Here is a 10,642-nt window from a genome sequence, read left to right as displayed (position 1 = left end):
CCGGAAATGGAAGCCCGCACCAGCAAGGCAGGCCAGGCAGAGCGATTTCGCTCTGCCGCTGCCCCCCTCATATCCGGCGCTCTGATCCTGGCGCTTGCGGGCTGCTTTGGCGGCCCCCAGGCAACCAGGTCCTCTGCATCGCCGGGCGATCCGGCAGCCGCCGGAGAAACCGCTGCCCATCTCGACAGGAAGGGCGAGGTTGTGTCGGAAAAGATCGACCAGCTGAAGCTCAGACAGTCGATCCTGCCCGCCAACAGCAGCTTTGGCCGGGTCGGGGCTGCGGTCCTGAAAAGCAGCCAGGCCTCGGCTGAATCCCAGTTGCGCGTCAAACGCCTGACCGCGCGGGCGAGATCGAAGAACTGGCTGCCGAAACTGGGGCCGGATGTCAGCCTCAGCTCGCTGTCGTCGATTGCGGCCAGCCTTGTTCTGGATACCGCGATCTTTGACCGCGGCCGACGCCAGGCCGAACGGGATTTCGCGGCGGCCGATGTCGAGATGGCAGCGATTGGCCTTGTCCAGGACCTGAACAAAAGGGTCTATGACGGGCTGAAACTGTATATCGAGGCACAGCGCGCCGCCGATCTTGCACAGATCACTGATGGCGCCCTGACGCAGATGACGGAGTTCGAACGCATCACGAAGATCCGCGTCAGCGGCGGGCTGTCGGACGGGTCGGAATACCGGCTTGTCAGCCAGCGCCGCGCCGAGATCGAGGCGACGCTGATGTCTTACCGGCAGGGCGAGAAAAGCGCCTGGGCCGAGCTTGCGGTCATTGCCGGTCAATCGATGGAGGCCGAGCGGGGGCTGACCTCGCTGCCGCCGGACAATGGCACGCCTGAACCTTTGACCGTGGTCTATGCCAAAGGCGAAGCCGCGCGCACCCTGGCCGAGGTCGCCGTTGCGAAATCCGGGCTGCTCGCGGGGATCGGGGCAGGGGCTTCGGTCGGCAAGGATGGCGGCATTGATGGCGGGTTGTCGTTGAGCGGTGACATTCTCGGCTTTGGTCGTGCCGACAATCTGGCCTCGCTGGACGAAGCGGTCGAAGTGACGCGGCGCAAGGTTGACGAGGCCGACCGCGAGGCAAATCGCAAGATCGTCTCGCTGACCCAGGAGATCAACATGCTGGCGCTGCGCGAGCAGGCCGATGGCCAGGTGATCGCCCAGATGGAGGGCAATATGGGTCTTTATACCGAACAGTATAAGGCCGGCCGCCGCAGCCTGATCGAGCTGACCGGCCAGTTCGAGACCCTGACCTCGATGAAGCGGGATCATGCTTCGCTGAAATACCAGATCGCGCTCGCGCGGCTGGATATCGCGCTGATGCGCGGAGTTCTGGTGGATGGAGGCGCAATGTGACCGATAATCGGGTGATCGCTTTCGAAATGAATGCGGGTCAGGTGGCAGCGGGCGCCCGCCCGGTCATCGCCGCCAGACCGGCAAGCCAGCGCTTTACCAACCGGGCAAAGAACCGCGCCACGCTGGCCTCGGTCTATGCCGGGCTGATCGGGTCCGAACTTTCGGTGCCCGATCTGCTGGAGCGGATCCAGAGCGCCGCCGATGCCTCGGGCGCGGCGCCGGGGCTCGATGAGATGGGCCAGGCCCTGACGCAGGGCGGTCTTTCGACCCGCATCCTGCGTTCGGTCCAGCTGCCACCCGATGGCTATCCTGCGCTGGCCGAGACCACCAATGGCCAGGTCGTGCTGGTGCTGGGGGTCGATGGCGAAGGCGCCACGATCTATGACAAGACCGCGCATGACAACCGCGCTGAACTGCTTCTTTCCGATCTGAACAGTCTCTATGCAGGCCGAATCCTGCAGGCGCGCGCACCGCTGAGCGAGCTGGAAGCCCGCCATATCGAGGTCAAGGCCAGGCCGCATTGGTTCTGGGGCGAGTTCCGCCATTTCCGCCGCCCCTTTGGCGAAGTTTCGGCCGCCTCGCTGGTGGCCAATATTCTCGCCGTCGCGATCTCGCTGTTCTCGATGCAGATCTATGACCGTGTGATCCCCTATCAGTCGCAGCCGACACTCTGGGTGCTGGGGATCGGTGTATTGCTGGCGGTCTGCCTTGAGGCGACGCTGAAAATCGCCCGGGCGCTTTTGATGGACAATACCGGCCGCAAGGTCGAAATCGCCGTGCAAAAGCGGCTGATGAAAAAGCTCCTGGGCATGAAAATGGGCCCCGGAGAGCGTAAACCGTCGGAAGTCTTTGCCGCGATGCGGGAATTCGGTTCGGTGCGCGAGTTCTTCACCTCGGCCACGGTCGGCACGATGGCCGATCTGCCCTTCCTGCTGCTTTTCCTCGCGCTGATCGCGACCATTGCCGGCAACCTGGTCTGGCTGGTGGTCATCGGGGGCATCATTATGGTGCTGCCTGGTTTCCTGATGCGCAAAAAGATGGTGCGGCTGGCCGGCGAGACCCAAGGCGCATCGATCAAGCAGGCGAAACTGCTTTACGAGGCGGTGTTCGAGCATGAAACCCTGACCACGCAGCGCGGAGAAGACCGGGTCAACCGGATCTGGTCAGAGCTGGTGGCCGTCAACGCGGTGCAAAGCGCCGAACAGCGCAAGCTGACGACCTTTCTGTCCACCTGGTCGCAGGCGGTGCAGCAGATCACCTATGTCGCGACCGTGATCGCCGGCACCTACCTGGTCTTTTCCGGCCAGTTCACCGTCGGCACCATCATCGCGACCGGTATCCTGACCGGCCGCACCCTTGGCCCGCTGTCGCAGATCTCGACCATGATGGCACGCTGGAGCCAGGTGAAAATCTCGCTGAAAGCGCTGGAACAGGTCGCAGATTCGCGTCAGGCCGAAGAAGAGGGCCGCCGCTATCTGCGCCGCGACCGTATGGCCGGCAGTTTTGAACTCAGGAACCTTGAATTCCGCTATGACGAGCAAAGCGCGCCGGTGGTGGAAATCAACGGTGTTGCCATCCCACAGGGGCAGCATGTCGCGGTTCTGGGCTCGAACGGCTCGGGGAAATCGACGCTATTGCGGCTTTTGGCCGGGCTTTATGAGCCGGGCAAGGGGCGGGTGCTGGTGGATGGGATCGACCTGAACCAGATCCATCCGCGCGACCTGCGCCGCGGCATCGGCTATCTGGGCCAGGAGGTGCGGCTGATCCAGGGCACCATCCGCGACAATCTCAACATGAACCAGCTGGAACGCGATGACGACCGGCTGCTGCAGGCGCTGGATTTCGCAGGTCTCGGGCCGTTTGTCCGCAACCATCCGCGCGGCCTGGATCTTGAGGTCCGCGAGCTGGGCGAGGGGCTTTCGGTGGGGCAACGCCAGTCGATCGGCTGGGCGCGGCTCTGGCTCCAGGATCCGCAGATCGTGCTGCTGGACGAGCCGACCGCCGCGCTGGATCAGACGCTGGAAACCACGCTGGTCAGCCGGCTGGGCGGCTGGCTCAAGGGCCGCACGGCGGTGGTCGCAACCCATCGTGTGCCGATCCTGCAACTGACCGAACGCACGCTGATCCTGCAAAACGGCAAGCTGGCGGTGGACGGGCCGAAAGAAGCGGTGCTGGCGCATCTGGCGAAAGCCCAGGGCGTGAAACTGGCAGGAGCGGGCGCATGACGGCGGTTTGGTCTGACGAATTCGAGAGCCGTTCGAAAAGCCCGTCAATGGTGATCTGGGCCATCGGGGCGGTGATCGCGGTCTTTGTCATCTGGTCGGCCTTTGCCTGGCTGGACGAGATTGTCAGCGCCGAGGGGACGGTCGTGTCTTCGTCGCGGCCGCAGATCATCCAGAACCTCGAAGGCGGCATTCTGGCCGAGCTGAACGTTGCCGAAGGCGATGTGGTCGAACCGGGCGACGTGCTTGGCCGGTTGCAATCGACGCAATATCACGCGGCGGTGGATGATTACACCGATCAGCTGGCGGGTCTGTCGATCCGCCGCGCCCGGATCGAGGCCGAGATGCGCGGTGAGATCACCTTTACCGTGCCCGAAGGCCTCGCGGCGCGGGTGCCCGATATTCTGGCCTCGGAAACCTCGCTGCTGAAGGCGCGGATCGATGATTTCACCGCCCGCAAGGAAGGTGCCGAGGCGATCCTTGAACAGGCGAAACGCGAACTGGATATCATGGAACGGATGCTGGCCCAGGAGGTCGCGCCCGCCATCGAGGTGACGCGGGCCAAGAAGGCGCATCGCGATGCCGAGAACCAGCTGTCTGACACCGTGACCAAGACGGAACTGGAACGCGCCCGGGAATATGCCGATACCCTGGCCGAAGTGGCGACGCTGGAGCAGAAGCTGAAAGTGGCGCAGGATCAGCTGGGTCGCACCACTCTGGTTTCGCCCATGCGAGGTGTTGTGAACAAAATCGGTATCACCACTATTGGTGGTGTTGTGCGCCCGGGTGAAGAGATCCTGCAGATCATCCCGCTGGATGAAGAACTGTATATCGATGCAAAGGTAAAACCGCGCGACATCGCCTCGGTGCGCGAGGGGCAGACGGCGGTGATCAAGCTCTCGGCCTATGATTACACGATCTATGGCTCGCTGAAGGGCGAGGTCACCTTTGTCTCGGCCGACACTTTCATCGACGAACGGTCACGATCGGCAGATGGTGACCCGCATTATATCGTGACGCTGAAAGTCGATATGGCGCAGCTGACCGAGCGGCAGAAAGATCTCGAGATCCGCCCCGGGATGCAGGCCAGTGTCGAGCTGGAAACCGGAGCGAAGACGGTGATGACCTATCTGCTGAAGCCGCTTTACAAATCCAACGAGGCCCTGCGCGAGCGCTGAGGACCCGGCAATGTGACTGGCCCGCGCCCTGATCCGGCGCGGGCTTTTTCGTCTCTAACGCAGCGCTTTTGGTGGGTTTTGCGGCACGCCGGGCAGCACGCAGAGCATCTCGTAAAGCAGGTTCGCCCCGATCAGCGCGGTATTGCCGGAGGGGTCATAGGGTGGCGAGACCTCGACCAGATCACCGCCGACGAGGTTCAGCCCGGCGCAGCCGCGCACGATCTCCAGCCCCTGCCAGATCGTGAGCCCGCCCGGCTCTACCGTGCCGGTGCCTGGCGCGAAAGCGGGGTCGAGGCTGTCGATGTCGTAGGACAGGTAAACCGGCGTATCGCCGATCTGCGCCCGGATCTCTGCCATCAGCGGTTTCAGCGATTTGTGCCAGCATTCCTCGGCCTGGATCACCGTCCAGCCATTCTTACGGCCCCAGTCGAAATCGTCGGGACTATAGCCGGTGCCGCGCAGCCCGATCTGGAAGACCTTGTCATTTTGCAGACAGCCATCCTCAAACGCGCGGCGGAACGGGCAGCCATGCGCGACCTTTTCGCCGAACATCGTGTCGTTGATATCGGCATGGGCATCGACATGGATCAGCGCCACGGCCCCGTGTTTCTTGCGGATCGCGCGCAGGATCGGCCAGGTCAGCGTGTGATCGCCCCCCATCGTCAGCGGCAGCGCACCGGCGGCGAGGATCTGATCGTAATGCGCCTCGATAATACCGACGGATTTCTTCAGATCAAAGGTGTTGATCGGCACATCCCCGATATCGGCGCATTGCAGATGGTCAAAGGGTGCGGCGCCGGTTGCCATGTTAAAGGGCCTGAGCATCCGGCTTTCATCGCGGATCTGCCTTGGCCCCAGCCTTGTGCCGGGCCGGTTCGATGTGCCGATATCCATCGGAATGCCGCAAAATGCGACATCCAGCCCCTCGGCGGATGGCGCTGCGGGCAAACGCATAAAGGTGACGGGCCCGCCGAAGCGCGGCATTTCATTGCCGCCGAGCGGTTGGTTGAACGTCATCTCTGACCTCCTTGTTTTCCGGGAAGAGGCCACAGCTGCGTCGGCCAGGCAAGGGCTGCTTTCATTATGTGTAACTTCGGACAAGGGCGGCGGCGAGCAGGCTCCAGCCATCCGCCACCACGAAGAAGGCCAGTTTGAAGGGCAGCGAGACCACGGCCGGTGGCACCATCATCATCCCCATCGACATCAGGATCGCCGCTACCACGAGATCGATGATCAGGAAGGGCAGGAAGATCAGGAAGCCGATCTCAAAAGCGCGCTGGATTTCCGACAGCAGGAACGAGGGAACCAGGACCGAAAGCGGCGCTTCGGTGATCGCGGTAGGCGCGCGCGGGCGCAATGCGTCGAGGCGGGCGAATGTGTCCGGGTCCATCCGCGCCGCCATGAAGTGACGGAAGGGGGCCGAGGCCCCGGCAAAGGCGGTGGGAAGGTCGATTTCATTGCGCGTGAAGGGGCCGATGCCGCGCGCCCAGGCCTCGGTAAAGACCGGATCCATCACGAACCAGGTCAGGAACATTGCAAGCGTGATGATCAGCATATTGGGCGGGGCCTGCTGAAGCCCGAGGCCCTGGCGCAGGATCGACAGCACCGTCACGATGAAGGGAAAGCAGGTCACCATGATTGCCAGGCCCGGCAGGACCGACAACACGGTGATCATCAGCAAAAGCTGCACCGAACGCGAGGCCAGAGTTTCTTCGCCGCCCAGATCCAGGGTGATCGCCTGCGCCAGCACCGGCGGGGCCGAGAGCAGGCAAACCACCAGCACGGCTGTGATCAGGGCCACGCATTTCCGGGCAGGGACTGGGAAAAATGCGCTCACAATCCGCTCTTTAGATTGGCGACCTCTGTCAGGCGGACGGCAAGCTGCCCGGCCTTGTCGCCTTCCAGCTCGGTCAGCTCGCCCCGTGCGATCAGCCGGTCACCGACATAAAGCTCGACCGGATCATCCACGCGGCGATCCAGTGGCAGGACGGTATCCTTGCCCAGGCGCAGCAGCTCCTGCACCCTGGGGCGGGCGCGGCCCACCGAAATGGTGATCTCGATCGGGACCTGGGCAAAGGGGCTGGAACTTGCGGGTTCATCCATCGGGGGTCTCCTGCGACAGGGTGAAAAAGTCCTGAACGGATCTGATAATGCTCTCGGTGACACGGTTCAGATTGATGCTGACTTCTCTCGCTCCGAGGCGGAGGAAGACCTGGGTCTCGCCGAGGCCCGGATCTTCGGAAATCTCGAAAAGCAGGCCGGGCCTGCGCGAAAGAAGCGCCTCGACCTGTGCGCGGGCGGCCGGGTGAAGGATCAGATTTGCCGGTTGTCCGGCAGTTTCAGCCACCATTGGCATCAGGTGCCCGACGAGGATCGGGCCGAGCGTCTCGCGTGCCAGATCCGGCAGCAGCCGGTTGACGATCTCTTGCAGCAGCGGCTCCATCGCGCCGAGGATATGTGCCCGTGCCTCTTGCCAGGTGAAGGCAAGTGTCATGAGGTTGCGCTCCAGCTCGGCCCTGACACGGTCACCATTCTGCAAATGGGCGGCCTCTGAATCGTCCCAGCCGGCGCGGTATCCCTGCTCCCAGGCTGCGGCACGGTTTTCTTCGACCGAAGCCGTGTCGGTGACGACCATGTCCCGCCCCGTACTGCGCCCGGCTTCGAAGACCTCAAGCTGCGGCAGGGGCATCAGGTTCGCTCCTCATCCGGACCAAGCCAGCCGCGCAGGATCTCGATCGATTCCGCCTGACGTTCGCGGATCAGCCGCTGCAGCCGCTCCACCGGGTCTTCCTGCAAGACGTCAGAGCCGCTGAAATCCACCATCGGAAGGTCTGGCAGGCTGAATCCATTGTCTATTTCCCCGTTCAGTGGTGCGTCAGCGGCGCCGGCGAGATCCATCCCGGGCAATTGCAGCGGCAAAGGCGGGGCCGGCAACGCCGCTGCGCGGCCGGAGGCGAGGATCGGACGCAGCACGAAAAGCATGAGGATCAGGGCCACGATGGTAAGCGCGGCAACCTGGATCAGGGACATTGTATCCAGCGGGCCAAAACGCGCGAGGAAACCAGAGGAAGCCTCGGCGCCCTCGGTCACAAGAGGCTGAAATTCAAGAGATTTAAGCGTCAGGCTGTCGCCGCGTGCCGTGTCGATTCCCGCAGCCGCAGTCACCAGATCATGGAGCGCAGAGAGTTCGCTTTCACTGCGGGGGACCCAGCTTTGGGTCCCGTCGGCTGCGGTCACGATCTGGCCGTCGATCAGTACAGCCACCGTCATCCGGCGAATGCCACCCGGGCCGCGCAACACTTCACGCTGCGTCTCGGAGATCTCGTAATTCACCCTTTCACGGGTCTCATTCGTCTGCGACTGGCCAGCGGCACCAGGGCCCGTATCCCCTTCGGGCAGGTTGGACGCGACGGTGACATCTCCGCCAGGTGCGCTGTTCTGACTGCTTTTTTCTTCGGTATCGGTTGAAATGGCGACCCGACCCTCCGGATCGAACCGCCTTTCCGTGATCTGTTCACGCTCGGTCTGCAGGTCCAGCGAGACCTCGACGACGGCTTTCCCGGGGCCGACCCGGGCGGCAAGCAGCCTCTCGACGCTTTGGCGGATCTCTTTCGCGCGATCACTGGCGGAACCGCTGGTCCCGTCTTCGGCGGGCGACACCAGCCCGCCGGTGGTGTCGATCACCTGGACATCAGCCGGCGTCATCCCGCTGACCGCCGAAGCGACCAGATGTTTCAGGGACCGCGCCTGATCATCCGATATGCGCCCCGAGGCGGTTGTCACCGTGACGCTTGCCGTTGGCGTTGCCGCGCGCCGGAATGGGTCTGACGGACCCTGAGATATATGGACCCGCGCTGCCCGCACATCCGGAACCGCCAGGATTGTTCGGGCGAGTTCGCCTTCTTTTGCCCGCCAATAGGCGGCATCGAACATCTGCGCGGTGGTGCCGAAGCCCGAAAGCGTATCCAGCAATTCATATCCGGCGCCGCCGGCCGTGGGCAGCCCCTCTCCGGCCAGCGACATCCGCAGCGAGTCGCGACTGGCGGAATCGACCCAGATCGAATCGCCCCGCACCTCGTAAGGGACGCCGCGCTGGTCCAGCGCTGTGACCACTTCGCCCGCCGCCCGCCCATCCAGCCCGGCGTAAAGCAGAACCGATGGCCCGCCGCCCGAGAGGCGTGAAAGGGCCAGAACCGCAAGAAATACTGCGATTGTCGCGCCCGCAAGGATGAGCTTGCGCCGCAATTCCAGCCCGTTCCAGATCGAGATCACGTTCTGCACTTTTCTCTCCGCCGGAATTCTTTCCTGACGGGACCAGAAATGAAGGGTCTGGATTAACAATCGGTTAGTGTCCTTCGATCTATCTTCGTTCTCAAGACGAAACGGAGGCTCGCGTGTCGGATACTGCAATTCCTGAAGAGGCTGCCGCGGAGGGGGGCGAAAAAAAGCGCACGAAGCTGCCGCTGCTGATTGGCCTTTTATTGGCGGCCGGCGCGGGTGGCGCGGGTTTCTATGTCATGAAATCGGGCCTGTTGCTGGGCGCGGGGCACGATGCTCTGGCCGGGTCGCAGGTGCAGGGGCTCTCGGATATCGCCTATGTTCCGGTGGATCAGATCCTGATTTCGCTGCCCCCCGGGGCGCCCGGGCGGCATTTGCGATTCGCGGCCCAGATCGAGGTGGCAAAGCCCCATGCGGCCGAGGTCACATTGCTGATGCCGCGCGTGCTTGATGTCCTGAACAGCTATCTGCGCGCCGTCGATCCTGCTGGTTTTGATGATCCTGGCGCGATGACGCGGCTTCGGGCGCAAATGCTGCGCCGTATCCAGATTGTCACCGGCGAAGGCAGGGTGCGCGATCTTCTGATCACCGAATTTGTCATGAACTGAGGGGCTTAAATGACCTTGATCGCCGATATTCTGCTGCTGGCCGCGACCCTGGGCGCAGCAGTTTACTGCTATGTTCTGGCGGGCCGCCTGCGGCGCTTTACTGCGCTGGAAACCGGGATGGGGGGGGCGATTGCCGTGCTCTCGGGCCAGGTTGATGAAATGACGCGCGCGCTGGAAAAGGCGCAGCAGGTGGCTGGTCAGTCCGGCCAGCGTCTTGCAGTCCTGACCAGCCGCGCGGAGGATCTCTCGACCAGGCTCGAGCTTATGGTGGCCGCGATGCATGATATCCCGGCGGCTTCGCCTGGCAGCCTAGCGTTGCAGCCATATGCCATGGCCAGGACACCAGAGGATAGAGAGGATCTGCGTCGTGTGCGGCTGGTGCGTCGACGCGGCAGCGTGATGGAAGCTGCCGAATGAACCGGCGCACCGGGCGCGGTACGTTGGTTCTGATCGCCTTTCTGTTCGCGGCATCCGGGGCGGTAAGGTTTGGCGATGGCCTTGGATCTTCGCTTGCCTGGGCGGCGGGCGCCGATCCGGTGCCGGAAGCCATGGTTGCCGAAGACTGCGGCCCGCTGCCACAGGAGCTTGCCGCCGCCTTCTCGGCGCGGGAGGCCAGGGTGACCGCTCAGGAAGCTGCGCTGGCGGATCGCGCAGCGGCTCTGGATCTCGCGAGTGAGGTCCTCGACGGCAGAATGGAAGCTCTTCGCCAGGCCGAGACGGAACTGCGTGCGACCCTCGCGCTCGCGGATGGTGCGGCAGAGGCGGATCTTGCGCGGCTGACCACCGTCTACGAATCGATGAAGCCAAAAGATGCAGCCCTTCTTTTCACGGCGATGGAGTCGCAATTTGCCGCCGGGTTTCTGGGGCGGATGCGCCCCGATGCCGCAGCGGCGATCCTGACCGGCATGGCGCCGGACAAAGCCTATGCGGTCAGTGCCATTCTCGCGGGCAGGAATGCGGCTGCGCCGCGCGAATAGCTGTGGGTTGTCTGGCTGACGGG

11 protein-coding genes are annotated in these 10,642 nt (G+C 63.4%); 6 read left to right on the top strand and 5 right to left on the bottom strand.

Features of this window, described 5'->3' with window-relative positions; all coding sequences use genetic code 11:
• Positions 1–6 precede the first annotated feature (6 nt).
• The 3 genes from BLW25_RS14600 to BLW25_RS14590 are packed head-to-tail and all read left to right on the top strand — an operon-like array spanning position 7 to position 4,756.
• Positions 7–1,356: a TolC family protein gene (locus BLW25_RS14600; protein ID WP_171909563.1), complete on the top strand. Its 1,350-nt coding sequence runs from the start codon at positions 7–9 to the stop codon at positions 1,354–1,356.
• Positions 1,353–3,581 carry an ATP-binding cassette domain-containing protein gene (locus tag BLW25_RS14595; RefSeq protein WP_253188472.1) on the top strand — a complete coding sequence of 743 codons (2,229 nt, stop codon included), beginning with the start codon at positions 1,353–1,355 and terminating at the stop codon, positions 3,579–3,581. Before BLW25_RS14600 ends, BLW25_RS14595 begins: the two co-directional genes overlap by 4 nt.
• Positions 3,578–4,756: a beta-barrel domain-containing protein gene (locus BLW25_RS14590; RefSeq protein ID WP_092900255.1), complete on the top strand. Its 1,179-nt coding sequence runs from the start codon at positions 3,578–3,580 to the stop codon at positions 4,754–4,756. The genes BLW25_RS14595 and BLW25_RS14590 overlap by 4 nt, the downstream gene beginning before the upstream one ends.
• A gap of 54 nt (positions 4,757–4,810) precedes the next feature.
• Here BLW25_RS14590 and speB read toward each other — a convergent pair whose 3' ends face one another.
• The 5 genes from speB to fliF all read right to left on the bottom strand — a co-directional run bounded on the left by speB (position 4,811) and on the right by fliF (position 9,037).
• The gene (gene speB, locus BLW25_RS14585) at positions 4,811–5,773 is read right to left on the bottom strand and encodes an agmatinase (protein ID WP_092900254.1); all 963 of its coding nucleotides are present in this window, start codon (positions 5,771–5,773) and stop codon (positions 4,811–4,813) included.
• A 64-nt stretch (positions 5,774–5,837) separates the two neighbouring features.
• Positions 5,838–6,551, bottom strand: a complete 714-nt coding sequence (gene fliP / locus BLW25_RS14580; RefSeq protein WP_394328448.1) for a flagellar type III secretion system pore protein FliP — start codon at positions 6,549–6,551, stop codon at positions 5,838–5,840.
• A gap of 38 nt (positions 6,552–6,589) precedes the next feature.
• Positions 6,590–6,859 (bottom strand): FliM/FliN family flagellar motor switch protein, encoded by a 270-nt coding sequence (locus BLW25_RS14575; RefSeq protein ID WP_092900232.1) that lies wholly within the window; start codon positions 6,857–6,859, stop codon positions 6,590–6,592.
• Positions 6,852–7,445, bottom strand: a complete 594-nt coding sequence (locus BLW25_RS14570) for a FliH/SctL family protein (protein WP_092900230.1) — start codon at positions 7,443–7,445, stop codon at positions 6,852–6,854. The genes BLW25_RS14575 and BLW25_RS14570 overlap by 8 nt, the downstream gene beginning before the upstream one ends.
• Positions 7,445–9,037, bottom strand: coding sequence for a flagellar basal-body MS-ring/collar protein FliF (fliF, locus tag BLW25_RS14565; protein WP_092900228.1), 1,593 nt, complete (start codon positions 9,035–9,037; stop codon positions 7,445–7,447). Before fliF ends, BLW25_RS14570 begins: the two co-directional genes overlap by 1 nt.
• 113 nt (positions 9,038–9,150) lie before the next feature.
• Between fliF and fliL the strand changes: the two genes are divergently transcribed.
• From fliL to BLW25_RS14550, 3 genes are read left to right on the top strand one after another with little or no spacing between them, the layout of a single operon-like run.
• Positions 9,151–9,642, top strand: coding sequence for a flagellar basal body-associated FliL family protein (fliL, locus tag BLW25_RS14560; protein ID WP_092900226.1), 492 nt, complete (start codon positions 9,151–9,153; stop codon positions 9,640–9,642).
• 9 nt (positions 9,643–9,651) lie between these two features.
• Complete coding sequence (locus BLW25_RS14555; protein ID WP_092900224.1) at positions 9,652–10,059, top strand: DUF6468 domain-containing protein; 408 nt, start codon at positions 9,652–9,654, stop codon at positions 10,057–10,059.
• Positions 10,056–10,619, top strand: a complete 564-nt coding sequence (locus tag BLW25_RS14550) for a MotE family protein (RefSeq protein ID WP_092900222.1) — start codon at positions 10,056–10,058, stop codon at positions 10,617–10,619. Before BLW25_RS14555 ends, BLW25_RS14550 begins: the two co-directional genes overlap by 4 nt.
• Positions 10,620–10,642: the final 23 nt, after the last annotated feature.

Source organism: Rhodobacter sp. 24-YEA-8, assembly GCF_900105075.1.
Lineage (GTDB): Bacteria > Pseudomonadota > Alphaproteobacteria > Rhodobacterales > Rhodobacteraceae > Pseudogemmobacter.
The sequence above is the reverse complement of the archived record's forward strand: the minus strand, read 5'-3'. Positions and strand labels throughout refer to the sequence as shown.

Excerpts from the sequence above, each read along its gene's own strand:
- speB (WP_092900254.1), bottom strand. The coding sequence starts at position 5,773 with ATGACGTTCAACCAACCGCTCGGCGGCAATGAAATGCCGCGCTTCGGC.
- BLW25_RS14555 (WP_092900224.1), top strand. The coding sequence starts at position 9,652 with ATGACCTTGATCGCCGATATTCTGCTGCTGGCCGCGACCCTGGGCGCA.
- BLW25_RS14550 (WP_092900222.1), top strand. The coding sequence starts at position 10,056 with ATGAACCGGCGCACCGGGCGCGGTACGTTGGTTCTGATCGCCTTTCTG.
- BLW25_RS14600 (WP_171909563.1), top strand. The coding sequence starts at position 7 with ATGGAAGCCCGCACCAGCAAGGCAGGCCAGGCAGAGCGATTTCGCTCT.
- BLW25_RS14575 (WP_092900232.1), bottom strand. The coding sequence starts at position 6,859 with ATGGATGAACCCGCAAGTTCCAGCCCCTTTGCCCAGGTCCCGATCGAG.
- BLW25_RS14590 (WP_092900255.1), top strand. The coding sequence starts at position 3,578 with ATGACGGCGGTTTGGTCTGACGAATTCGAGAGCCGTTCGAAAAGCCCG.
- BLW25_RS14570 (WP_092900230.1), bottom strand. The coding sequence starts at position 7,445 with ATGCCCCTGCCGCAGCTTGAGGTCTTCGAAGCCGGGCGCAGTACGGGG.